We start from the raw sequence: 23,471 nt of genomic DNA on the forward strand, positions 1-23,471 counted from the left end.
GCGGGTATCTAGGCTTCTTCGCCGTCGTCGTCCAGGTCGACCTCGTCACGGTCGGCCCAGTCGATCAGTTGGCTGAGGTCGAAGACCGCGTCGTCGATGCCGGCGTGCAGATCGCCGAGGCGGCGGTAGCGCTCGGGGACGGTGGCGATGGTGAAATCTCGCGGATGGATATCCGGTATCTCCGCCCAGGTCACCGGGGTGGATACGGTCGCCGACGGGACGCCGCGGACCGAGTAGGCGGCGGCGATGGTGTGGTCGCGAGCGTTCTGGTTGTAGTCGACGAACAGTAGTTCCGGGTCTCGGTCGCGACGCCACCAGGTGGTGGTGACCTCGTCGGGAGCACGGCGCTCGACCTCCTTCGCGAAGGCCAGCGCAGCCCGGCGCACCTGCTGGAACCCGTACTCGGGCGCGATCCGTACGTAGATGTGCAGCCCTTTGCCGCCGGAGGTTTTCGGCCAGCCCACCGCGCCGATCTCGTCCAGCACTTCGTGCACCACCCCGGCTACGCGCTGTACTCGTGACCACGGGCAGTCCGGCATCGGATCCAGGTCGATCCGCCATTCGTCGGGGCTCTCGGTATCGGCCCGCCGCGAGTTCCAGGGGTGGAATTCCACCGTGGACATCTGCACCGCCCACACGACATCGGCCAGCTCCCGGACGCAGAGTTCGTCGGCATGACGGTTGTAGCGCGGGAAGAACACTCGCACAGTAGGCACCCATTCCGGCGCGCCGGCCGGTAGCCGTTTCTGATGTACTTTGTCGCCCGCGAGGCCTTTCGGGAACCGGTGCAGCATGCACGGCCGGTCGCGCAGCGCGTTCACGATTCCGTCGCCCACGCTCAGGTAGTACTGCACCAGATCCAGCTTGGTGGCGCCGCTTTCCGGGAAGTACACCCGGTCGGGGTTGGAGATCCGCACCTCGCGGTCACCCACCGTCAGCTCCACCGCCGCGCCCGCGCCGCTGCCCATGTACCGACCCTAATCGCCACCGCCCGGCTAAGCTCGGCGATACGTGACGAGTCGGCTGGAAGGCGAGGAATCGGTGCCCACCTTCGACACTGTGATCGAACTCGGCGGTAAGACCGCCACCGGTTTCCGGGTGCCCGCCCGAGTGGTCGAAACGCTGGGTAGCGGGAAGAAACCCAAGGTGATCGTCAGTCTCGGCGGCCATACCTACCGCAGTACGGTCGCGGTCTACGGCGGGGAGTACATGATCCCGTTGAACGCGGAGAACAGAAACGCCGCCGGGGTCGCGGCCGGCGATACGGTCACGGTCGGCATCGAACTCGACACTGCGGAACGGACGGTCACCGTGCCCGACGATCTCGCGGCCGCGCTGGCCGTCGACCCGCGAACCCGGGACGTATTCGACGCACTGTCCTACAGCAAACGCCGCGCGCACGTGATCGCGGTCGAATCCGCCGAGCACCCCGAGACCAGGGCCCGCCGGATCGAGAAGATCGTCACCGAGTTGTCCGCCTGAGCGGTCGCGTGACCGGCGGTATGCGCGGGTCGGATGGGCTGGGTGGCCGTGCGACTACCAGGAGGCCCGCGACCTGGCAGGCGGTCTGGCCGACGTCGCACGTAGTGGCCATGACCGACAACGAGAATCTGACAGGCCGGGTAGCGGTGGTGACCGGAGCTTCCAGCGGAATAGGCGCCGCGACCGCGCGCCGGCTCGCCGCGGACGGCGCGAAGGTCGCCCTGCTGGGCCGGCACAAGGAACGGATCGAAGAACTGGCCGCCGAAATCGGTGGCGGCGCCGCCGCGGTGGTGACGGATGTGGGTGATCGGGAGTCGGTGCGTGACGCCGCGGCCACGGTGCGCGCGGCGTTGGGCGCGGTCGATCGGTGGTGGCGAACGCGGGCGTGATGCTCGGTGCGGCGTTCGAATCTGCCGAGGTCGACGAGTGGGAGCAGATGGTCGGCACCAACGTGACCGGGCTGCTCTACACGGTGCGGGCGTTCATCGACGATCTGCTGGCCGCGGCGGACGACGACCGCCGGGCCGACCTCGGACTGGTGGGATCCGTCGGCGGGCACGGTCTGTTTCCCGAATACGCGGTGTACTGCGCTACCGAGGTCCGCGCTACCAAGGCCGCGGTGGCGCACCTGACGCGCAACCTGCGCGCCGAGTACGGGCCCCGCGGGGTGCGGGTGAAGAACGTCGAACCGGGTTTCGTGGGTACCGAACTCGGTGCCGGGATGAGTGACGAGAAGCAGCGGGCCCAGTTGGAGCACTGGCGTACGGGGTTGTGAACTGTTCGGTGATATGTGAGTAAACGTGATCGAATGTGTGTTTCACTGTGTGGGTGAAGTTGGCTGAGTGGGCTCGGACGCAGGGCGTGCATCCGCAGACTGCGTATCGGTGGTTTCGGGAGGACCGGATGCCGGTGCCTGCTCGCCGCTTGGACTCGGGGACGATCTGGGTTGATGTCGCCGAAGTTTCGACTGCCGGGCGGGTGGTGGTCTATGCGCGGGTGTCGTCGCATGATCAGCGTTGTGATCTGGACCGGCAGGTCGCGCGTCTGACCCAGTGGGCAACCGCCAACGGGCATGTGGTGGGCGAGGTGGTGACCGAGGTCGGATCCGGGCTGAACGGGAAACGTCCGAAGATCCGGCGGGTTTTGTCCGATCCCTCTGCGAGTGTGGTGGTTGTGGAGCATCGTGACCGGCTGGCCCGTTTCGGTGTCGAGCAGCTGGAGGCGGCGCTGTCGGCGCAGGGGCGGCGGATCGTGGTGACCGACGAGGGCGAGACCACCGACGATCTTGTCCGGGACATGATCGAGGTGCTGACCTCGATGTGCGCGCGCCTCTACGGGCGGCGCGGCGCGCGCAACCGTGCGATGCGGGCGGTCACCGCTACCAAGGCCGAAACCGGGGCGGCGTGACGGCCGGGAAGTTCGAGGTTGCTGACGGGTGGGTGTTGCAGGCGTACCAGTACGCGCTGGACCCGACTCCGGCTCAGCGTGCCGCGTTGGAGTCGCATGCCGGTGGCGCGAGGTTCGCGTACAACACGATGCTGCGGGCGGTGAAAGCCAACCTGTCCCAACGCGACGCCGAACGCTCGTACGGTATCGATACCGCTGATCTCACCCCGCGCCTGTCGTGGTCGTTCCAGTCCCTGCGCAACGACTTCAACCGCCGCAAACACCAGGTGGCCGTGCGCGAGGACGGGACGCCGTGGTGGCCCGAGAACTCGAAAGAGGCGTACGCGAACGCTTGTAAGAACCTCGCGGCGGCGTTGAAGAACTGGGACGAGAGCGACAAAGGCAAACGTAAAGGTCCTCGTGTCGGGTTTCCGTCGTTCAAATCCAAGCGCTCGACCAGGAAGTTCGCGTTCACCACCGGCACGATCGAAGTCGAGGCCGACCGCCATCACGTGACACTGCCTCGATTGGGGACGTTGCGGGTGCACGAGTCGACCCGCAAACTCGCCCGACGACTCGAACAAGGCACCGCGCGGGTGTTGAAGGCGACGGTGCGGTTGGAACGCGGGTGCTGGCTGGTGAGCTTCACCTGCGTCGTCGAACGCGCAGCGCGAAGGCCCGCCCACGTGAAGCGCGTCGCGCCGGTAGTCGGTATCGATGTCGGCGTCAAAGACTTGGTTATCGCGGCCACGCCGGAAGGCGACGAGGTCATGCGCGTCTGCGCCCCGAAAGAGTTCAAGCAGGCCTCTCGGAAGCTGCGGGCGCTGCAGCGTAAGGCAGCCCGCCGGCAAGGCCCGTGGGACGCGCCGGCCAAGACCCGGCGTGAGCCCTCGGCCGGGTGGCTGCGTACGCAGCGGGCCATCGCGAAACAGCATGTGCGGGTAGCGAATCTGCGCCGCGACCGGCTGCACAAGCTGACGACCGTGTTGGCGCAGTCTTTCGATGTGATCGGTACCGAGACCCTTGCGGTCAAGAACATGATGGCCTCGGGCGGTACCCGCAAGAAAGGGTTGAACCGCGCAATCGCTGATGCCGGTTTGGGTGAGTTCTCCCGCCAGCTCGACTACAAAACCATCTGGTACAAGTCCGTGCGTGTGCGGGCCGACCGGTGGTACCCGAGTTCGAAGACGTGTTCCGGCTGTGGGTCGGTGAAAGCCAAACTGACCCTGGCAGAACGCCTCTACGTCTGCGACAACAACGACTGCGGGTTGCGGATCGATCGTGATCTCAACGCCGCGATCAACCTCGCGCGTTTGGCGCGGGCGGAGCAGAGTGCCTGCTTCGATAGTGGTGGAGCCGACCGTAAGACGACCGCTCCGGCGGCGCTGGTGGCTGCGAAACCTGAATCCAGCAACGGAAGCGCCTCACCGCAAGGCGAGGCTGCCTAATGGAACAGAGCACACTCACGTCTGCTCACCAGAAGGCAACGGTTCACCATTCTGGAGCCCGAGGATATTGCCGGCGCGATCGCGTTCGCTACGTCGGTGCCGCCGCGGCTCAATATTGCCGAGCTGATCCTGGTGCCGACTCAGCAGGGCTGAGCGGCTGGGTCCCTTATCCGATGTGACGGTGATCTGCCGGGACACGGACGGTCCCGCTCCGGTTCGGAGCGGGACCGTCCGGCCGTATGAGGGTCAGTTCCCGGCGACCGCCGTGCGCGGCCGCTCAGCGGCACGGTTGTACCAGGCCACGGGTAGGGTCCGGGAAACCCACAGCGCGAGAACGAAGTACACGATCTGCTCCGGGATCCGGAACCACAGCGGCGTCGGCGGTTCACCGTTGAGTGGGATATCTTCCACTGCCGCATGGATATTCGCCGGGATCATCACGACGAGCAGGGCGGCGAGGCCGATCCCGGCCCAGCGCCGGGTGGCGGCGAATACCAGGCCCGCCGCGCCTGCCAGTTCCAGCACACCTGTCGCGTAGACGGCGAAATGCGCGAACGGGATCGCGGACGGCACCATGGCCGCCAGATCGTTGTGACTGGGCATCACGGTGACCGAGTCGGGCATGAAATGCGCGAGACCGGTCATGGTGAACAGGAACGCGAGGCCGTGGGCGGCGGCGACGCGCCAGGTGGCGAAGCGCCGGACGCCGAGAACGCCGAGTAGGCGCAGGGCGAGAGTGGGGGCGACGAAAAGCATCAGGGTGCCGAACATGGCGGTTCCTCGGAGGCAGGTGGCCGGTCAGGGCGGAGTGCGGGGTGAGAGTTGTGATTATCGACTGATTACTAAGAGTATGCATCGACTGATAACTAGTCAAGGTTCGATTCGATGTGCGCTGTCACGCCGGAGATGGCGTCCCGGAAGCCTGCCGGCTGAATTCTCGAAGGCGCATTCCGTGCACCGGCCGGTCAAGTCCGCGAACCTCGATTTGAAAGGGTTCGATGCGGCCGGTCTCGGGGGCAGCGACAATGGCTGCGCCAGAGTGCGCCGATCGCCCCGGAGGAGTGGTGAATGACCGATCTCGTCGAGCACCCGACCGCGGGGCCGCCGCCGGGTGTCGCCCGCCGATTTCCGCGCGGGCTGTGGCGGACGGTCGCTACATGGCCGATCGCCCTGGTGCTCACCCCGGTAGCGGTCGGTATCGCCGCGAACGGAGCCGTCCTGGCCGGACGATGGTGGGACCCGGTCGATCGCTGGCTCGCCCCGGCCCAGTCGGTGCTCGGTGCGCTCCTGCTGTTGCTGGTCGCGTCGCTCGCGGTCTCCGTGCCGACAGCACCGATGATCGCGGGAGCGGTATGGGGGATCGCCCCCGGCATGCTCCAGATCGTGGTACCCGAGGACACCTACCGGCTCATCTCGGCGCTGCCGGGCCTACCCACCGACCTGGACCGCGCGTTGCACAACTGGCTGTCGGGCGGGGTGGTGCTGTTGCTCGGCGCCCTGCTGTTCGGCGCCGGGCTCACTGCCGCGCTGCTGCGCCGCCGGCTCACCCCGACCTGACAAGCATCAACCCGCGGCGGTATCCGGTGGATGACCCGTGCCGGGCGTCATTGGGGCGGGCCGGACCAGCCGGCCCGCCACACGGTCACCCCTTCACACACAGCACCTGGCGCAGGGTCGCCACCACATCGACCAGATCGTGCTGGGCTTCGATCACCTCGTCGATGTTCTTGTAGGCGGCCGGGATCTCGTCCAGGACGCCCGCGTCCTTACGGGATTCCACGCCTTCGGTCTGGGCGACCAGATCCGCGACGCTGAACTGCCGCTTGGCCGCGTTACGGCTCATCCGGCGGCCCGCGCCGTGCGAGGCGGACTGGAAGGAGTCCGGATTGCCCTTGCCTCGCACCACGTAGGAGCGGGTGCCCATGGACCCCGGGATGAGTGCCATATCGCCCGCGCCCGCCCGGACTGCGCCCTTGCGGGTCACCAGCATGGGCGCACCGTCGATCTTCTCCTCGGCCACATAATTGTGGTGGCATGAGATAGGCGTATCGAAAAGCACGTCCCGGGTCGGGAACTGGTCCCGAACCGCCTGGCAGACGAGTGCCAGCATGACCGCGCGGTTGCGCGCCGCGTACTCCTGCGCCCAGGTCAGATCGTGCCGGTAGGCGTCCATCTCGGAGGTTTTCGCCAGGAACACCGCGAGATCACGGTCGACAAGGTTCTGGTTGTGCGGGAGCTTGCGGGCCACCGCCATATGCCGCTCGGCGATTTCCTTGCCGATATTGCGGCTACCGGAATGCAGCAGGATCCATACCTGGTCGTCCTGGTCCAGGCAGACTTCGATGAAATGATTGCCGCCGCCCAGTGAACCCATCTGCTTGTGCGCCTTGGATTCCCGCGGTGCCACCGCGTCGTCGAGGTCGCCGAAGGCGGACCAGAAACGGTCCCAGCCGGTGCGCAGGGTCGGGGTGGCGACACCCGAAGGGCCGGGTGCCAGCTTGTTCACCTGGACGGGATTCTTGTGGGCGTTGAAGCCGACGGGTACGGCCGCCTCGATCGCCGACCGCAGGGTGCGCAGATCATCGGGCAGATCGGCGGCGGTGAGGTCGGTCCGCACGCTCTCCATCCCGCAACCGATATCGACCCCGACCGCAGCCGGGGCGACCGCGTCGCGCATCGCGATCACGGAACCGACCGTGGCACCCTTCCCGAGGTGTACATCCGGCATGACGCGGACACCGTGGACCCATTTCAGCCGGGCGATATTGCGCAGTTGTTGCAGCGCCGCCGCGTCGATCTCGTTCTCCTGGGCCCACATCAACGTCCGTGCCCGGGTACCGGACAGCTCGACGGGAAACATTGTTTCGATCCTTCCCTTGGGCGGACCGGTGTCCGCCTCCGTGTTTCACGGTAGGCCGAGGGAGCGGGGCGGGGCATCCGAATTTCGGGCGGCGACGATCCGCATCCGGACGGTTCGGCCCCGGTAGCGGCCTTCGCCCCACGCGGCCCGATGCCCGGACCGACGCCGGTGCCGACGACGCGGGATCAGTTGCCGGTCATAGGTCTGGTCGCGATGTGGCGCGCATATTCGTTGTCCGCATCGATATCGGCCGCCGCCTGTTCGGCGGCGGCGTGCTCCCCGCGCTGACGAAGCAGCCGCAGGAGGTAGTACAGCGCTGATTTGTCCCCGTTCCGGGCCCGCAGCCGGAGATCGCTGTCGCGCCCGTTCTCGTACAGGAAGCGGTCGAGTTTGCGTCTGGCGTGCTTGTCGGTCCCGCCCAGCGCGGCCAACTCGTCCAAGCGACCGGCCTGCGCGAGCAGATCCATATGCCACAGATGCGCACGATGCCGGGTGTGGTCGGGGCTGTAGCACTCGGCGTAGGTGCTGACCGCGTAAATCGCCGTATCCCAGTCCTGGCGGGCCTCCGCCGAACTCGCCACCTCGTCCCAATTTTCCACAGTGCCAGTATCGCGAACTATTGCCCGCTGCCCGGATCTCACTGCTCGAGCACGGCATCGATATCGGTGCGCCACGGGATCGCCGCGCTGGCGCCGAGGGTGGTGGTGGCCAGCGAGCCCGCCGCGCAGGCGAAGCGCAGCGCGGTTGCGGGGCCCTGCGCCCAGCGCACCGCGAGTGCTCCGGTGAAGGTATCGCCCGCGCCGGTGGTGTCGACCACCTCGACCACCGGACCGGTGACCGTGGTGTGCGCGCCGTCCGGGCCGCGGTGCCGGGCGCCGTCCGCCCCGAGGGTGACCACCACATGCGGAACCCGATCCAGGACACCGCCCAGGTGCTCGGACTCGCCCGTGTTGACCACCGCGACATCCACGTGATCCCACAGTTCGTCGGAAAGGTGCTGTACCGGTGAGGGATTGAGGATCACGGTGGTGTCGTGGACGTGAGCGTGGTGGACGGCGGCCGTTACCGTCGCGAGCGGGGTCTCGAGCTGGCATACGAGAACATCGGCCGCGGCGATGGCGGTGAGGTCGGCAGTGCTCAGATCGGTCATCGCGGTATTGGCGCCGCCGACCACGATGATGTTGTTCTCCCCGGAATCGTCGACCACGATCGTCGCGATCCCGCTCGGCCCCTCGACGGTGCGCAGACACGTGGTGTCCACACCGGATTCGGTCAGCACCGCACGCAGACGCGGGGCGAACACATCCGTACCGATCGCGCCCAGGAACATCGTCTTTGCGCCGGCTCGGCTCGCCGCAATCGCCTGATTGGCTCCCTTTCCGCCGGGCACCATGGTGAAGTCGTGGCCGAGAACCGTCTCACCCGGCGCGGGGCGGATCGCGGTAGTGGTCACGAGGTCCATGTTGATACTGCCGAGGACGGCGATCAGCGGCGTGGTCACATGGGAGAACCTAACCCGCGAACGCCGGTGAAATCCGGTTTTCCGGGTGCGTAGGCTGTATAGCCATGACGGCAGAGACCACCGCTGAGTTCGATATGCGCGAGGCCGTGCACGAGGCCGCGCGCCGGGCCCGGGTCGCGTCCCGGGTGCTCGCCCAGCTGACGACGGCGCAGAAGAACGAGGCGCTGCACGCCGCGGCGGACGCGCTGCTGGCCGCCGCCGATCCGATCCTGGAGGCAAACGGCGAGGATCTGGTCGCCGCGAAATCGGCCGGAACCGAAGATTCGCTGCTGGACCGGCTGCGGCTCACCAAGGATCGGGTCGACGGGATCGCGTCGGGCCTGCGTCAGGTGGCGGCCCTGCCCGACCCCGTCGGTGTGGTGGAACGTGGCTCGACGCTGCCGAACGGGCTGGAGATCCGGCAGGTCCGGGTGCCGCTCGGCGTGGTCGGCATGGTGTACGAAGCCCGGCCGAATGTCACGGTCGACGCGTTCGGACTGGCACTGAAATCCGGGAACGCGGCGCTGCTGCGCGGATCGTCGTCGGCGGCCCGGTCGAACGCGGCACTGGTCGAGGTACTGCGGGAGGCACTCACCGGGGTGGGTCTGCCGGCCGACGCGGTACAACTGCTGCCCAGCGAGGACCGCTCCAGCGTGACCCACCTGATCCAGGCGCGGGGTCTGGTGGACGTGGTCATCCCACGCGGCGGGGCGGGCCTGATCAACGCGGTGGTCCGGGATGCCCAGGTGCCGACCATCGAGACGGGCACGGGTAACTGCCACGTCTACGTCCACGCCGGTGCCGACCTGGATATGGCCGAAGAGATCCTGATCAACGCCAAAACTCGCCGTCCCAGCGTGTGCAATGCCGCCGAAACGGTGCTGATCGACGCGGCCATCGCGGAATCCGCGTTACCGCGACTGGGCAAGGCGCTGGCCGACAAGGGCGTCACGCTGCACGGTGATCTCGACGGGATGACGCCGGCGACCGACAAGGACTGGGGCGAGGAATACCTGACGCTCGATATCGCGGTGAAGGTCGTCGACGATCTCGACGCGGCCGTGGACCACATCAACACGTGGGGGACGGGTCACACCGAGGCCATCGTCACCGGCGAATTGGCGGCGGCGGACGAATTCACCCGGCGGGTGGACGCGGCGGCGGTGATGGTCAATGCTTCAACGGCCTTCACCGATGGTGAGCAGTTCGGGTTCGGTGCGGAGATCGGTATCTCCACGCAGAAACTGCACGCCCGCGGCCCGATGGGGTTGCCGGAACTCACCTCGTCGAAATGGGTCGTCCGGGGGGCGGGTCAGATCCGGCCTGTGTGACCGGCGGGGCTCGGTGCGGGGGCTGTTGGCCACGGGGGACGAGGCTTGCTGGGCGGGTGACCGGTAGCGTGGGATGGGCAGAGTTCGACGGAAGGACGCCCATGGAGCCCGCGAGTTCCCCCACCCCGCCGGTTCAGGAGCCGATCTTCGCGTCGGTCGATGAGGTGGTGGGCCGCCTCGCCGAGACCGGATATCTGGCCGATAAGGCCACCGCGACGTCGGTGTTCCTCGCCGATCGCCTGGGTAAGCCCCTGCTCATCGAGGGGCCGGCGGGTGTCGGTAAAACCGAGCTGGCGCGGGCGGTGGCGCAGACCGCGGGGGCGGAGCTGGTCCGGTTGCAGTGCTATGAGGGGGTGGACGAGGCCCGGGCGCTCTACGAGTGGAATCACGCCAAACAGATTCTGCGGATCCAGGCCTCCAGCGAGAACGATTGGGCCGAGACCAAGGCCGATGTGTTCACCGACGAGTTCCTCCTCTCCCGGCCGCTGCTCACCGCGATCCGGCGGACCGATCCGACCGTCCTGCTCATCGACGAAACCGATAAAGCCGATGTGGAGATCGAGGGCCTGCTGCTCGAGATCCTCAGCGATTTCGCGGTGACCGTTCCGGAGCTGGGCACCATCACCGCCACCCGTAAACCCTTCGTGGTGCTGACCTCGAACGCGACGCGTGAACTGTCCGAGGCGCTCAAACGGCGTTGTCTCTACCTGCACCTGGATTTCCCGGACGAGGATCTGGAGCGCCGCATCCTGGCCAGCCGGGTGCCGGAACTCCCGCAGGCGGTGGCCGCGCAGCTGGTACGGATCGTGCATGTGCTGCGCGGTATGCAGCTGAAGAAACTGCCCTCGGTCGCCGAATCGATCGATTGGGCCCGCACGCTGCTCGCGCTGGGCCATACCGAGCTCGACGATACAACCGTGCGCGAAACTCTCGGCGTGGTGCTCAAGCATCGCAGCGATCACCAGCGCGCGCTGGCCGAGCTGAAACCGGCCTGATCATGGCGGTCACCGAGGACCGGCCACTGGCTCCACACGGTCTGCCGGGACATCTGGTGGGGTTCGTGGAGGCGCTGCGGACCCGCGGGATCCCGGTGGGTCCCTCCGAAACCCTCGACGCCGGCCGGGTGCTGTCCGTCCTCGACCTCATGGACCGGGAGGCCGTGCGGGAAGGTCTGGCCTGCGCTCTGCTCCGGCGCACCACGCACCGCGCAACCTATGACGGGCTGTTCGATCTGTGGTTCCCGATCGCGATCGGTGAGCGCGACGCGGCAGCGGAGATCGAACTGCCGTACCGGCCGGACGGCCGCCTCGATGTGCCCGAGCTGCGCAAAATGCTGGCCGAACTGCTCGCCGACGAGAATTCCGGGCCCGCTCAGGCGTTGATGGCCGCGCAACTGGTGGACCAGCTCGGCCAGTACCAATCGGCCCGGGGCGCGTCGTTCTCGTCCTATCAGGCGCTCAAGGATGTGCAGCCGCAGACGCTGCTCGCCCAGATCCTGGCCGGTATGTCCACGCCGGGGATGAGCGATTTCGAGACCGAAATCGCCCGCCGGGCCGCACGGACCAGGATCGAGAAATTCCGTAGAACCGTGGAGGCGGAAACCCGGCGGCGGGTGGCCGAACGGATCGGCCGGGAGCGGGTCGCCTCCTACGGGGTGGCCCGCCAGGCCGAGGATGTGGATTTCCTGCGGGCCTCGCAGACCGAACTGGCCGAACTGAAACGCAGCACCCAGCGGCTCGCGCGGATCCTGGCGTCCCGGCTGGCCGTGCGCCGGCGGCATGCCCGGCGCGGCGAGATCGATCTGCGCAAAACCCTGCGCCGATCGATGTCGACCGGCGGCGTGCCGATCGACCTGGTGAACCGCAAACCCCGGCCCGGCCGGCCCGAGCTGGTCCTGCTGTGCGATGTCTCCGGTTCGGTCGCCGGGTTCAGCAACTTCACGTTGCTTCTGGTGAGCGCCTTGCGCGAGCAGTTCTCGAAGGTGCGGATCTTCGCTTTCGTCGATAACACCGACGAAGTCACCCGGTTCTTCGATCCGCACACTCAGCTGGACGAGGCCATGCAGCGGATCTTCGCCGAGGCCGATATCGTCGGCTTCAACGGCCACTCCGACTACGGCAGTGCGCTGACCAGCTTCGCCGAAGGATTTCCCGACGCGGTCACCAGCCGCAGTGCGCTGCTGATCCTCGGCGACGCCCGCACCAACTACCGTGACCCGGAGCTGGCCACCCTGTCCGATCTGGTCGCCGTCGCCAAGCACGCGCACTGGCTGAATCCCGAACCGCGCACGAACTGGGGTTCCGGCGACTCCGCTGCCGACCGCTATCAGCAGCTCATCGAGATGCACGAATGCCGGTCCGCGGCGCAGCTGACCGCCGTGGTTTCCCGTCTGCTGCCGGTCTGATGCGATACTTTCGCCGGCGCTTCGGCCACCGCCGGTCCACGGGCAGACCCATCGGCGAAGGCTGATCGGCCGGAAGGGACCTATGGCCGACCCGTTAAGCTCGGCACTCATGCGCGGAACAGACCGGGGCGGACCCAAGCTGGGGGTGATGGGTGGCACCTTCGATCCCATCCACCACGGGCACCTGGTCGCGGCCAGTGAGGTCGCGCAGCGATTCGACCTGGACGAGGTCATCTTCGTCCCGACCGGGCAGCCCTGGCAGAAGTCCGGGCGGCTGGTCAGCGCAGCCGAAGATCGCTACCTGATGACGGTGATCGCCACCGCGTCCAATCCACGGTTCTCGGTGAGCCGGGCCGATGTGGACCGGAGCAAGGTCACCTATACGGTGGACACTCTGCGTGATCTGCACGCCCAGTATCCGGGCGCCGAGCTCTACTTCATCACCGGGGCGGACGCGCTGGCCAGCATCCTCACCTGGCAGGATTGGGCCGAACTGTTCGAGCTGGCGAAATTCGTAGGCGTCAGCCGGCCGGGATACGAGCTGAATATCGACCATCTGGCGGAACATCTGCGGGGGATGCCCGAGGACGCGGTCACGATGATCGAGATCCCCGCGCTGGCCATCTCGTCGAGCGAATGCCGCCGCCGTGCGGCCGAGGGCCGGCCGGTCTGGTATCTGGTGCCGGACGGGGTCGTGCAATACATATCGAAACGGCACCTCTACGTGCCGGCACAAGCGGAAGGTAATGGAAGCGTGAACCAGGCCTCAGGGGGCACCACATGACTGCGACGGCCGAAGCAGTGCAGATAGCGACCGTTGCCGCGTTGGCAGCGGACGAGAAACTGGCTGCCGATGTGGTGGTGCTCGACGTCTCGGAGCAGTTGGTCATCACCGACTGCTTCGTGATCGCTTCGGCGCCGAACGAGCGCCAGGTGAACGCCATCGTCGATAATGTCGAGGAGAAACTGCGCGACGCCGGGCACAAACCGGTCCGCCGGGAAGGGACCCGCGAGGGCCGCTGGGCACTCTTGGACTATGTCGATGTGGTGGTGCATATCCAGCACAACGACGAACGTAATTTCTATGCGCTGGAACGGCTGTGGAAAGACTGCCCTGTCGTTCCGGTCGAGGGGATCGGTGCGCCACGGGCCGCCGGGGAAGAAAGTGCTGGAGATACCGAGTGACACAGAAAACCGGTGTGCGCACCCTGATCCTGTTGCGCCACGGGCAGACCGAATGGAATGCCAACGATCGAATGCAGGGCCAGATCGACACCGATCTCACCGACCTGGGGCGGCGGCAGGCCAAGGAAGCCGCACGAGAGCTGGTGTCCCACAATGCCGTCGGCCTGATCTCGTCCGATCTCACCCGGGCCTACGAGACCGCGCAGGCACTGTCCGAGCATTCCGGCCTGGACGTGGTCCGGGAACCGCGGTTGCGGGAAACCCATCTGGGCGACTGGCAGGGGATGGGCGATATCGAGGTCGATTCCCAGTATCCCGGCGCTCGCCTGGAATGGCGGATGGACGCCACCTTCACCCCGCCGGGCGGTGAATCCAAGCTCGAGGTCGGGGCACGTGCGCTCCCTGTCGTGCAGGAACTGTTCGTCGAGCGGCGGGATTGGCCGGGCGCCACTATGATTCTCGTGGCGCACGGCGGGCTGATCGCCGCGCTCACGGCCGCGCTGCTCGACTTACCGCCCCGCAATTGGCCGGCCCTCGGTGGCCTGGCCAACGCCAGCTGGGTGCAGCTGAGCAGTCACGGTCCGAGCATCGAGAAGCCCGGCTGGCGCCTCGATGTGTGGAACGCAGCGGCGAAAGTAGCACCCGATGTCATCTGAAGACCTGAACCGGGCCATTCCGGACGAACTGTTCCAGCGGGTTTCCGCGAAACCGGAGCGTGCGCTACCCGATGCGCTGTTCGGTCCGGCGACCGAACCGGCGCCGGCCGACGACGCCGAGGACACCGACGGCGATATCCGGAAGGCAGTCTGATCATCAGGAGGACTTCACCGTGACAGCCACGTCGGATCGGCCCGTACTGCTGGTGATCGCCGACTCGCTGTCCTATTTCGGGCCGAAAGGCGGTCTGCCCGCCGACCATCCCCGGATCTGGCCGAATCTGGTGGCGACAGAGCTCGACTGGGATGTCGAGCTCGTCGCCCGCATCGGCTGGACCTGCCGGGACGCCTACTGGGCGTTGATCGGCGACCCCCGGATATGGGCGGCCGTACCGCATGCGGGCGCGGTGGTTTTCGCGGTGGGCGGTATGGATTCGCTGCCTTCGCCGCTGCCCACGGCGCTGCGTGAACTGATCCGCTACGTGCGGCCCGCGGGGCTGCGGCGGGTGGTGCGGTCGGCCTACCAGTGGGTCCAGCCCAGGGCGGCGAAACTGGGCAGCCGGGTGGCGCTGCCGCCGGAAGTGAGCGTGGATTATCTGGAACAGTGCCGTAGCGCGCTGGCCCAGTTGCGGCCCGACCTGTCGATGGTGGCGGTTCTGCCCTCGGTGCACGATTGCGAGGCCTACGGGCGGGTACACAGTGGCCGGGAACCGGCGGTGCGGGCGCTCGAGGCATGGTCGGAGCGCACCGGTGTGCCACTTGTCGACCTGAAGGCGGCCGTGCACGACAACATCTTCTCCGGCGACGCCAACCCCGACGGTATCCACTGGGGGTGGGACGGGCATACGGAGGTAGCCAAGGCGATGGTGAAAACACTGCGCGAGGTGGAGTGAGGTATGGCGGTCGTAGTCGTCACCGATTCGTCCGCCAGCTTGCCCGCGGACCTGATCGGCGAATTGGGTATCGATGTGGTGCCCCTGCACGTCCTGGTGGGCGATACCGCGCTTCGCGAAGGTGTCGACGAACTCGATATCGACTACGCCGCGGATACGGTCAGTACCTCCGCGCCGTCACCGGGTGAGCTGCGGCGCGCCTATACCGAGGCCCTGACGCGCAGCGGCGGCGACGGGGTGGTGGCGGTGCATCTGTCCCGGCAGTTGTCGGCCACCTGGGAGTCGGGCCGGCAGGCGGTCCGGGATATGGACGCCGAAGGTTCCGTGCGGCTGGTGGATTCGCTCGGCGCCGGTCTGGCGACGGGATTGCCGGCGCTGGCCGCCGCCCGATCCGCGGCAGGCGGGGCGTCGCTGGACGCGGTCCACCGGACCGCTGTTACGGCGGCGGAGAATTCGCATACTTTCATCGTGGTCAACCGCACCGAACAACTCCGGCGCGGTGGCCGGCTCAGCACCGCGGCGGGATTCTTCGCCAGCGAGCTGGTGAGCAAACCGATCCTGCAGCTGGTGGCCGGCCGATTGGAACTGCGGGAAAAGGTGCGCACGCGTTCGAAGGCGGTCGCGAAGCTGGTAGCGGCGGCCGTGGCGGCTGCCGGTTCCGGGGAGGCCGTGCTGGGGGTGCAGCATCTGGATGCCGCCGAGGCCGCGGAGTCGGTGACGAGCCAGCTGCGCGAACGCCTTCCGCATATTCGCGAGATCCTCACCGCGGAATTCGGTCCCGCACTCGGGGTGCACCTCGGGGTCGGTGCGCTGGGGGTGCTGGTGTTGCCGGGCGGATTCGGCTGACACAGGGCGTCTTCCGTGCCGCGCCCGGGTATGCGGGACCGGAGTGATGTGGTGGTTCCGGCCCTCGAACGCGCCGCGGTCATCAGGGCGGTGACCATATGCGGCCGCGGCCGGTCCGTCCGGGTGCGCCGAGTTCCGTACCCACTCGCGGTGTGGGTTGTCCACAGGGGTCGCGTTGTCCACAGGGCAACTGAAGTGCCTGGTGGTGGCGGTGGGTGGACGCTGTCCCGGGCCTAGCGTCGCGGGCATGGCACGACAAGACGAGCGGGAACGGGTACACCGGCAACTGGGCGGGTATTTCGGGGGACGCCCGCGCGATGTTCACGAAATCGGCGCGCCACGCCCGGATACCGCGCTCACCGATGATGACGACGGCGTACGCACACCTCGATGGCTCGCCGACGAACCCGGACAGCTCACCTGGCGAGAGCGCCTGATACCACAGCGTTTCCAGGGCGCGCGGGTGGATCCGGGCCGCCGCGGTATGGCGACAATGGCGGGTATCGGCCTGCTCGCCTGCCTGGTCACGCTGGTCGTGATTTTCTGGGAACGTCCTGTCGAGCAACCTGTTCCGCCGCTACCGGCCGCGCATCCCGCTGCCCTGCCCGCCGCGGCACCGGAGTCCGGTGTTCCGATCGCCGCGCCGGAGCCGGGGCCGGCCCAGCAGCCGCCGGCGGAGCTGGTGGTCAGTGTGGTCGGGCTGGTTCACCGGTCCGGTCTCGTCCGGCTACCCCCGGGAGCCCGGGTCGCCGACGCGCTCGCGGCCGCCGGCGGTGCGCAATCCGGCGCCGACCTCGCCGGTCTCAACCTGGCCCAGCGGCTCGCCGACGGTGATCAGGTGCGGGTCGGAGCCACCGACCCCGCTGTGCCGCCGGCGGGCAGCACCACAGTGAGTGGTGGTAGGGCATCGGCGGATACGCCGGAGGCCGACGACACTGCACCAGCCGCAGAAACCCCGGTGAACCTGAACACCGCCACCGAGGCCGATCTCGACGCACTGCCCGGTGTCGGTCCGGTCACCGCGAAGTCCATCATCGCCTGGCGGGAGACGAACGGCCGGTTCACGGCTGTGGAACAACTGGCCGAGGTCGACGGTATCGGCCCCGCCCGGCTCGCTCGGCTTCGTGAACTGGTGACGGTATGAACGGGGTGGATATCGGCAGCTCACGACGCGGTGCCCGCGGTACCCGTTTCCTTTGGTGGGCAGTGCGGGCGACTGTGCGACTGCTCCGGTGACGGGCGCGGACAGCGAAAAGGCGCCGGAACCGGGCGACCGGCCGGCGGGCAGTGCCGCACCCTCGCTCGACGCCCGCTTGCTCCCAGCCGCCCTGACCTGCTGGCTGGTGACGATCGCGGCCGTGGGCGCGGGGTGGGTGACCGGGGCCGGAATCGCGGTCGGCCTGGCGGTGGCGGCGTTGGTCGCATGGGCACTCTTGTGGACCGGTATCGCTCACCGCAGCGAGCGGCACCGCGTAATCGCGACGACGGTACTCGGTGCCGCTGTACTGGGTACAGGGTTCGCGCTCGCCGGGGCGTGGCGCGAACATCAGGTGAGTGTTCATCCGCTCCGCGCGGTACCCGGCGAAGCGACGGTACATGTGGTGATCACGCCGGCCGACGATCCGAAACCCGTGCGGAGCAGCGGTTCCGGCGCCGGACGGCTCTGGGTGTTACGGGCCGGACTGCGGGAGTTCCGTTATCGCGGCAATGTGGTCCGCACCGGCGGCGCGGTGGTCGTCCTGGCTGCCGGCCCGCACTGGGGTGAACTGCTACCCGGCCGGCCGATCGAATTCCGGGCCCGGACCATGCCTCCGCGGCAACACGATCTCACCGTTGTCACCCTGCGCCCGGTCGGTGCACCGGCTCCGGCCGGCCCGCTGCCCCGGTGGCAGGCCCTGGCCGATGGAGTGCGATCCGATCTGTCCGCGGTCGCGGGTGCCGGGCTCGCTCCCGATGCGGCCGGCCTGTTGCCCGCGCTGGTCGTCGGGGATACATCGGGGCTTTCCGATCAGGTGCACGAGAATTTCGTCGCAGCGGGTCTCCAGCACCTCTGTGTGGTCAGTGGCGCAAATTTCACCGTGCTGATGACAGCGGTTCTGTCGGTCGCCCGGGCGCTCACCTGTGGTCCACGAATGTCGTTCGTGGTGACGGGATCCGCCCTGGTGTTCTTCGTGATCATCGCCCGGCCCGATCCGAGTGTTCTGCGGGCCGCCGCCATGGGCTCGGTCACCTTGCTCGCCCTGCTGACCGGCCGTCGTAAACAAGCCCTGCCCGCTCTCTGCGCCTCCGTGATCGGGCTGCTCGCGATCTGGCCGGCGCTCGCTGTCCAGGCCGGTTTCGCGCTCTCGGTCCTGGCTACGGGGGCTCTGCTGCTCCTGGCCCCGAGCTGGGCCGATTATCTGCGCGATCGCGGTTGGTGGCGGCTACCTGCCGAACTGGTCGCGGTGGCCGCCGCGGCATTTGTCGTCACGACGCCGATCAGCATCGCGATCTCCGGCACGCTCAGTCTGGTCGCCGTTATCTCGAATATCCTTGTCGCTCCGGTGGTCGCCCCGATCACCATCATCGGCGCGACGGCGGCGGTGACGGCCATCTGCTGGCATCCGCTCGCCGAGCTGATCGTGCGTATTACCGGACCTCCGCTCTGGTGGCTGCTCACGGTGGCCACCGAGGCGGCGGCCGTACCGGGCGCGGTGATCACCGTCCCCGGCGGCTCACCCGGCGGTCTGTTCGCCGCCCTGCTCGTCGCTGTCGGGATCGGTGCGCTCCGGCTCGCCACGGTCCGGCGATACCTGCTGTCGGTAACCTTCGGCGTCCTCACCGCATACGTGCCGGTGATCCTCTGGCTCTCCGGCTGAGGGGGTAGAGCTCGGCGCACCGGAGACTATTCTCCGCCGTCGGTGCGGCCGCGACGGCTCAAACGCCGCCGATACCTTTTCCGAGCAGGACCGCGCCCATGAGGAGAAGCACGATCGCCAGCACGATGTGATTGTTGTCCTGCAACAAGGTCCGCAGCTGCTCCAGTGGGGCGCGCAGCCGGTCCGCGGCCAGCGTGTAGCCGAGGATCACCGCGAGCACGCTGGAGGCGGCGAATACGGTGAACACCACGATCGCGACGACCTGCCCGCCGAAACCGGTGCCGCTGGAACCGATCACCAGACCCGCGGACAAGCACAGCAGCAGATTCTTCGGATTCACGGCCGACAGCAGCACACCCATCCCGGCCGCTCGGCCGACGGTGAGCTCGTCGACGGCTCGCATCCATCCCGGCACCTCGTGATCATCACGGGTTCGCCACTGCACCACGGCCAATGCCAGCAGCAGTATCCCGAGCAGAATTTTCAGCCAGGCTCCCGCGGCCGAGGGTTCCCGGTCGTCCGAACCGCCCAACGGGCCGGCCAGCAATGTGACGATCAGTGTCGCCGCGGCGATACCCGCAACCCAGCCGAGTGCGAACCCGCGGCCGGCACTGCCGGCCTGGGCCGACAGGATCATCAGAATCGCCGCCACGATCGGGATGGGTGAGATCGCCACCCCGATCGCGAGCGGAAGCAGATCGCCCAGGACATTGCCCATTCTGTGGACGGTAGAGCAGAACTGGCCGTCCACCTCTCGTTCGGTGGGCGCGGCCCGGTGTCGTAGCCCCATCGTGACCGCCTCGTGCCCGCCGATCGGTCCGGTACGCCGGCCCCGGCCCGGTCTGCACTAGGGCACATCGAGCTATTTCTCCTTGCCGCGAGGTATTTCCATGCCCGATGCATACGTTGTTCACATGAGGTATCTGGACGAACATTTCGCGCCCGTCACCGAAGAGATCACCGCGTTCGACCTCCCGGTCACCGGGCGGATCCCCGACGAGCTGAACGGGCGCTACCTGCGCAACGGACCCAACGCGCTGGGAGTGGAGGATCCCGCGGCGCATATCTGGGGAATGGGCCAGGGCATGGTGCACGGCGTGCGACTGCGTGACGGGGGGGCCGAGTGGTACCGCAACCGCTTCGTCCGCATGCCGGCCTTCGCTCCCATGGTGCATGTGCTCGCTCACGCCGGGCGCGTGTTCGCTCTGGCGGAGGGTGGCCTTCCGCCTGCCGAACTGGACGATGAGCTGAACACCGTGGGTATCGGTGAACTGGGTGGTTCGCCGGAGGGTTTCACCGCGGGGGCGCATTCCAAGCACGATCCGGTCACCGGCGAACTGCATTCGCTGTCGTATATGCCGGGCCGTGACTTCGTCCAGCACATCGTCACCGAAGCCGGGGGAGACGTCACCCGAATCACCGTCGTGCCGATAGCGCGGACGCCGTTCCTGCACGATTTCGCGCTCACCCGCGACCATGTGGTGCTGTGGGATACCCCGTTGGGTTTCGACGGATTCGACTGCCGATGGCACCCGGAACATCCCACGCGGGTGGGAGTCATGCCGCGGACCGGTGGCGATATGCGCTGGCTGGATATCGATCCGGTGCATATCAGCCATACGCTGAACGCCTATGACGACGGCGAGTCGATCGTTGTCGACGTGGTGACGGCGGAGGGCCCGTTCGACCCCGCCGACCCCGGCGCGATCCGGCCCGTCCTGGACCGCTGGACCATTACCGCCGACCGGATCCATCAACAGCGCGTCGACGATCGGCCGCAGGACTTCCCGCGGGTGAACGAGGTGTATACCGCACGCCCGTATCGGTACGGCTATACGTCCGCATCGGCCCTGTACGGGATTCCGTTCGCCGCGGAAGGGGCACCGCCGGACGGCGCGTTCACCAACGCGCTGGTCAAACACGATCTGGTCCGCGGCACGGCCGAGGTGCACGGGTTCGGTGTGGACGAGGCGGTGGGCGAAGCTGTGTTCGTTGCCTCGGGGGCCGGGGAGGACGAGGGGTATCTGCTCACCTACGTACACAATCCGCAACGGGACGCCGCGGACCTGGTAATCCTCGCGGCCCAGGATTTCACCGGCGACCCGGTGGCCCGCGTGCACCTCCCGGCCAGGGTGCCGCTCGGTCTGCACGGCAACTGGATGCCCGATCGGTGAAGCGTGACAGCATGGGGCGGTGAACGCCGGGCAGCCGCCATACCTCCGGATCGTCGCCGATATCCAGCGCCGGATCGCCGGCGGGGAACTGCGGCCCGGTGACCCGGTTCCCACAACCAGGGCGATCATGCGCGACTGGGGGGTCGCGATGGCCACTGCCACCAAGGCATTGGCAGTGCTCAAACAGGACGGGTCGATCGAGTCCAGGGCCCGGGTGGGCGCGGTGGTAGCGCAGCGGAAACCCGCACGTTCGGCCCGCGGTATCGAACGTGACCGGGTGGTCGGCGCGGCGGTGCGGATCGCCGACGCCGGTGGTCTGCAGGCGTTGTCCATGCGCGCGGTCGCCGGCGAGCTGGGCGTCGCCACCATGACCCTCTACCGGCACCTCGACGACAAAGCGGAACTAACGCAGCTGATCGCCGACGCCGCCTTCGCCGAAATCGACTATCCGGAGCCGCCGCCCGGATGGCGTTCCCACCTGCGTGTGGCCGGGGAGCTGCAGTGGGCCGCATATCAGCGTCACCCGTGGCTGCCGCGGCTCGTATCCATCACACGGCCGGCCCCGCTGCCCGGGCTGCTCGCATACGGAGTGTGGACCCTCCGTGCGCTCGACGGCCTGGACCTCGACCCGAGCACCCGGTTGCACGTGTACGCGACCCTGGTCAACTATGTGCGCGGAACAGCGGTGAATATCGAGACCGAGGCCGTCGCGCTGCTGGATACCGGGATGACCAGCACGGAATGGGGCAGGGCCCGGCTCAGCGTCGACGGGCCGCTGGTGGCCCGGATCGCCGATCAGGGGGCGGAGGTGGATCTGGACTCCCTGTTCGCCTTCGGTCTCGAACGGTTGCTCGACGGGCTCACCGTCGTGCTCGGGAGCCCGGGGTCGCGCCGCTGATCGGCCTACGGTCGCACCGGTAACGTTGGAGAGCAGGCGGATGATCCGGGTGGATATCGCCCAGGGCCGCGAACTCGATCTCGACGCCCGCACGGTCCGCCTGCGGACCGGCCGCCCTGCCGGGTGAGGCCGCTCCCGGGGACAACCCTGGTTCGGCCGTACGATCGGACCCGTGAGCGAGCGAGCGGCGGCGGTGCATCTGGTTCTGGGAGAAGAAGAGCTGCTGATCCAGCGGGCGGTGGCGGAGGTGACCGCGCAGGTGCGGGCGGCCGCGCCCGACCCGGACGGGGTACCGGTCGACCGGTTGCGTGCCGGCGACGCCGGCAGCGCGGAATTGGCGGAGCTGCTGAGCCCGTCGTTGTTCGCCGAGGACCGGGTGGTCATCCTCGAATCGGCGGATCAGGCCGGTAAGGATGCCGTGGCCGTGATATCGGATGCGGTGGCCGCGCCGCCCGAGGGTGTGGTGCTCATGGTGGTCCATTCGGGGGGCGGCAGGGCCAAAGCACTGGTCCCGTCGCTGCGCAAGGCCGGGGCGGTGGTGCACGAATGCGCGAAGCTCACCAAGGCATCGGAACGGGCGGAATTCGTGCGCGCCGAGTTCCGGGCGGCGGGGGCGCGGGTATCCGGCGATGTGGTGCAGGCGGTGCTGGACGCGGTGGGATCGGAGCTGCGTGAACTGGCCGCGGCCTGCTCGCAGCTGGTCGCCGATACCGGTGGGAAGCTCGACCTCGCCGCCGTGCGGCGGTACTACTCCGGGAAGGCCGAAGTATCCGGTTTCGAGGTCGCGGACCTGACGGTTGCCGGGAACCGGGCCGGGGCGGTGGAGGCCCTGCGCTGGGCGCAGGACCGCGGGGTCCCGCATGTGGTTCTCGCGGACGCGCTGGCGGATTCCGTGCACACCATCGCGAAGGTCGGCTCGGCCGGTCGCGGCGACCCGTTCAAACTCGCGGGGCCGTTGGGCTTGCCGCCGTGGAAGGTGAAGAAGGCGCAGGGGCAGGCCCGTGGCTGGACCCCGGCCACGATCGGCTCCGCGCTACAGGTCGTGGCGACACTGAACGCTGATGTGAAGGGTGGAGCCGCGGACTCCGGGTTCGCGCTGGAGGATGCCGTGCTGAAGCTACTGGCCCTCCACGGCCGCGGCTGAGAGATATCGTGGGCGGCTATTCCACGGCGCTGAGTTCCAGCGCCTCCTCCGCGACCTCCTCGAAGCGTCCCTCCCACTCTTCGTAGACGGGGGTCTCTTCGTCGCGGGTGACCATCCAGACGGCGACCTGGCTGCCGTCGTCATCGGCGGATACCAGCACATTCTCGATTTTCACGCCGATACCGAGCACCTCGGCGGCGCGGATGACGCCGGGCAGATCCTCGGCTTGGACGACCGACTGGTTCGCATACAACATAACCATGGCCGCATGCTACGACAGGTGCTCGAACTCCGGGCGCCCGCCATCCGGTCTGCCTCCGAAAACACGCTCTGACCGCTCCGGAAACGCGGTCTGACCGAGCCCGGGTACACCAAAAGCCGCCGTGGTCGTCGACGCCGCGGCGG

The 23,471-nt window shown here is 67.9% G+C and carries 25 protein-coding genes and 1 pseudogene; 19 read left to right on the plus strand and 7 right to left on the minus strand.

All coding sequences use genetic code 11. From position 1 onward, the window contains the following. Nucleotides 1-8: 8 nt before the first annotated feature. Nucleotides 9-968 (minus strand): non-homologous end-joining DNA ligase, encoded by a 960-nt coding sequence (gene ligD / locus ABZ827_RS18845; RefSeq protein ID WP_357238130.1) that lies wholly within the window; start codon nucleotides 966-968, stop codon nucleotides 9-11. Between the two features lie 43 nt (nucleotides 969-1,011). Between ligD and ABZ827_RS18850 the strand changes: the two genes are divergently transcribed. From ABZ827_RS18850 to tnpB, 4 genes and pseudogenes are all read left to right on the plus strand, one after another. Next, nucleotides 1,012-1,482 carry a YdeI/OmpD-associated family protein gene (locus tag ABZ827_RS18850; protein WP_357238132.1) on the plus strand — a complete coding sequence of 157 codons (471 nt, stop codon included), beginning with the start codon at nucleotides 1,012-1,014 and terminating at the stop codon, nucleotides 1,480-1,482. A gap of 110 nt (nucleotides 1,483-1,592) precedes the next feature. Then, nucleotides 1,593-2,257 (plus strand): annotated as a pseudogene (locus ABZ827_RS18855) (SDR family NAD(P)-dependent oxidoreductase). A gap of 53 nt (nucleotides 2,258-2,310) precedes the next feature. Then, nucleotides 2,311-2,889 carry an IS607 family transposase gene (locus ABZ827_RS18860; RefSeq protein WP_357238134.1) on the plus strand — a complete coding sequence of 193 codons (579 nt, stop codon included), beginning with the start codon at nucleotides 2,311-2,313 and terminating at the stop codon, nucleotides 2,887-2,889. Beyond that, a complete protein-coding gene (gene tnpB, locus ABZ827_RS18865) occupies nucleotides 2,886-4,316 on the plus strand; it encodes an IS607 family element RNA-guided endonuclease TnpB (RefSeq protein ID WP_357238136.1) in 1,431 nt (476 codons plus the stop codon). Before ABZ827_RS18860 ends, tnpB begins: the two co-directional genes overlap by 4 nt. 246 nt (nucleotides 4,317-4,562) lie before the next feature. Here tnpB and ABZ827_RS18870 read toward each other — a convergent pair whose 3' ends face one another. Then, nucleotides 4,563-5,087, minus strand: coding sequence for a hypothetical protein (locus ABZ827_RS18870; RefSeq protein WP_357238138.1), 525 nt, complete (start codon nucleotides 5,085-5,087; stop codon nucleotides 4,563-4,565). Nucleotides 5,088-5,384: 297 nt separating this feature from the next. On the opposite strand from ABZ827_RS18870, the gene ABZ827_RS18875 reads away from it, so the two are divergent. Beyond that, nucleotides 5,385-5,873: a hypothetical protein gene (locus ABZ827_RS18875; protein WP_357238140.1), complete on the plus strand. Its 489-nt coding sequence runs from the start codon at nucleotides 5,385-5,387 to the stop codon at nucleotides 5,871-5,873. Nucleotides 5,874-5,958: 85 nt separating this feature from the next. Here ABZ827_RS18875 and ABZ827_RS18880 read toward each other — a convergent pair whose 3' ends face one another. The 3 genes from ABZ827_RS18880 to ABZ827_RS18890 all read right to left on the minus strand — a co-directional run bounded on the left by ABZ827_RS18880 (nucleotide 5,959) and on the right by ABZ827_RS18890 (nucleotide 8,677). Further along, nucleotides 5,959-7,176 (minus strand): RtcB family protein, encoded by a 1,218-nt coding sequence (locus ABZ827_RS18880; protein WP_357238142.1) that lies wholly within the window; start codon nucleotides 7,174-7,176, stop codon nucleotides 5,959-5,961. Between the two features lie 185 nt (nucleotides 7,177-7,361). Continuing rightward, nucleotides 7,362-7,775 (minus strand): hypothetical protein, encoded by a 414-nt coding sequence (locus tag ABZ827_RS18885; RefSeq protein ID WP_357238144.1) that lies wholly within the window; start codon nucleotides 7,773-7,775, stop codon nucleotides 7,362-7,364. Between the two features lie 38 nt (nucleotides 7,776-7,813). After that, on the minus strand, nucleotides 7,814-8,677 hold the full coding sequence (locus ABZ827_RS18890) for a ribokinase (protein ID WP_357238146.1): 864 nt from the start codon (nucleotides 8,675-8,677) through the stop codon (nucleotides 7,814-7,816). Between the two features lie 65 nt (nucleotides 8,678-8,742). On the opposite strand from ABZ827_RS18890, the gene ABZ827_RS18895 reads away from it, so the two are divergent. The 11 genes from ABZ827_RS18895 to ABZ827_RS18945 all read left to right on the plus strand — a co-directional run bounded on the left by ABZ827_RS18895 (nucleotide 8,743) and on the right by ABZ827_RS18945 (nucleotide 18,850). After that, nucleotides 8,743-10,008 (plus strand): glutamate-5-semialdehyde dehydrogenase, encoded by a 1,266-nt coding sequence (locus ABZ827_RS18895; protein WP_357238148.1) that lies wholly within the window; start codon nucleotides 8,743-8,745, stop codon nucleotides 10,006-10,008. 101 nt (nucleotides 10,009-10,109) lie between these two features. Beyond that, entirely contained in the window at nucleotides 10,110-11,003 is an 894-nt protein-coding gene (locus ABZ827_RS18900; protein WP_357238150.1) for a MoxR family ATPase, read from the plus strand. A 2-nt stretch (nucleotides 11,004-11,005) separates the two neighbouring features. Next, a complete protein-coding gene (locus ABZ827_RS18905; RefSeq protein ID WP_357238152.1) occupies nucleotides 11,006-12,412 on the plus strand; it encodes a VWA domain-containing protein in 1,407 nt (468 codons plus the stop codon). Between the two features lie 109 nt (nucleotides 12,413-12,521). Then, nucleotides 12,522-13,196 (plus strand): nicotinate-nucleotide adenylyltransferase, encoded by a 675-nt coding sequence (gene nadD, locus ABZ827_RS18910; RefSeq protein WP_357238154.1) that lies wholly within the window; start codon nucleotides 12,522-12,524, stop codon nucleotides 13,194-13,196. Then, the gene (gene rsfS / locus ABZ827_RS18915; protein WP_357238156.1) at nucleotides 13,193-13,597 is read left to right on the plus strand and encodes a ribosome silencing factor; all 405 of its coding nucleotides are present in this window, start codon (nucleotides 13,193-13,195) and stop codon (nucleotides 13,595-13,597) included. The genes nadD and rsfS overlap by 4 nt, the downstream gene beginning before the upstream one ends. Further along, the gene (locus tag ABZ827_RS18920) at nucleotides 13,594-14,253 is read left to right on the plus strand and encodes a histidine phosphatase family protein (protein WP_357238158.1); all 660 of its coding nucleotides are present in this window, start codon (nucleotides 13,594-13,596) and stop codon (nucleotides 14,251-14,253) included. Before rsfS ends, ABZ827_RS18920 begins: the two co-directional genes overlap by 4 nt. Beyond that, a complete protein-coding gene (locus tag ABZ827_RS18925; protein WP_357238160.1) occupies nucleotides 14,243-14,407 on the plus strand; it encodes a hypothetical protein in 165 nt (54 codons plus the stop codon). Before ABZ827_RS18920 ends, ABZ827_RS18925 begins: the two co-directional genes overlap by 11 nt. Before the next feature lie 19 nt (nucleotides 14,408-14,426). Next, entirely contained in the window at nucleotides 14,427-15,146 is a 720-nt protein-coding gene (octT, locus tag ABZ827_RS18930; RefSeq protein ID WP_357238161.1) for a diglucosylglycerate octanoyltransferase, read from the plus strand. 3 nt (nucleotides 15,147-15,149) lie between these two features. Next, entirely contained in the window at nucleotides 15,150-15,992 is an 843-nt protein-coding gene (locus ABZ827_RS18935) for a DegV family protein (RefSeq protein WP_357238163.1), read from the plus strand. Nucleotides 15,993-16,239: 247 nt separating this feature from the next. Continuing rightward, nucleotides 16,240-17,136, plus strand: coding sequence for a ComEA family DNA-binding protein (locus ABZ827_RS18940; protein WP_357238165.1), 897 nt, complete (start codon nucleotides 16,240-16,242; stop codon nucleotides 17,134-17,136). 88 nt (nucleotides 17,137-17,224) lie between these two features. After that, nucleotides 17,225-18,850, plus strand: coding sequence for a ComEC/Rec2 family competence protein (locus ABZ827_RS18945; protein WP_357238167.1), 1,626 nt, complete (start codon nucleotides 17,225-17,227; stop codon nucleotides 18,848-18,850). A gap of 58 nt (nucleotides 18,851-18,908) precedes the next feature. Here the strand turns inward: ABZ827_RS18945 and ABZ827_RS18950 are convergent, their stop codons facing one another. Next, entirely contained in the window at nucleotides 18,909-19,568 is a 660-nt protein-coding gene (locus tag ABZ827_RS18950; RefSeq protein ID WP_357238169.1) for a GAP family protein, read from the minus strand. Between the two features lie 196 nt (nucleotides 19,569-19,764). On the opposite strand from ABZ827_RS18950, the gene ABZ827_RS18955 reads away from it, so the two are divergent. The 3 genes from ABZ827_RS18955 to holA all read left to right on the plus strand — a co-directional run bounded on the left by ABZ827_RS18955 (nucleotide 19,765) and on the right by holA (nucleotide 23,066). Continuing rightward, nucleotides 19,765-21,024, plus strand: a complete 1,260-nt coding sequence (locus ABZ827_RS18955; RefSeq protein WP_357238171.1) for a carotenoid oxygenase family protein — start codon at nucleotides 19,765-19,767, stop codon at nucleotides 21,022-21,024. 19 nt (nucleotides 21,025-21,043) lie between these two features. Beyond that, a complete protein-coding gene (locus tag ABZ827_RS18960; RefSeq protein WP_357238173.1) occupies nucleotides 21,044-21,922 on the plus strand; it encodes a GntR family transcriptional regulator in 879 nt (292 codons plus the stop codon). A 172-nt stretch (nucleotides 21,923-22,094) separates the two neighbouring features. Further along, nucleotides 22,095-23,066: a DNA polymerase III subunit delta gene (gene holA, locus ABZ827_RS18965; RefSeq protein ID WP_357238175.1), complete on the plus strand. Its 972-nt coding sequence runs from the start codon at nucleotides 22,095-22,097 to the stop codon at nucleotides 23,064-23,066. Between the two features lie 16 nt (nucleotides 23,067-23,082). Here the strand turns inward: holA and ABZ827_RS18970 are convergent, their stop codons facing one another. Further along, nucleotides 23,083-23,328 (minus strand): hypothetical protein, encoded by a 246-nt coding sequence (locus ABZ827_RS18970; protein WP_357238177.1) that lies wholly within the window; start codon nucleotides 23,326-23,328, stop codon nucleotides 23,083-23,085. Nucleotides 23,329-23,471 lie beyond the last annotated feature (143 nt).

This window comes from Nocardia sp. NPDC019395, from assembly GCF_040632335.1.
GTDB lineage: Bacteria > Actinomycetota > Actinomycetes > Mycobacteriales > Mycobacteriaceae > Nocardia.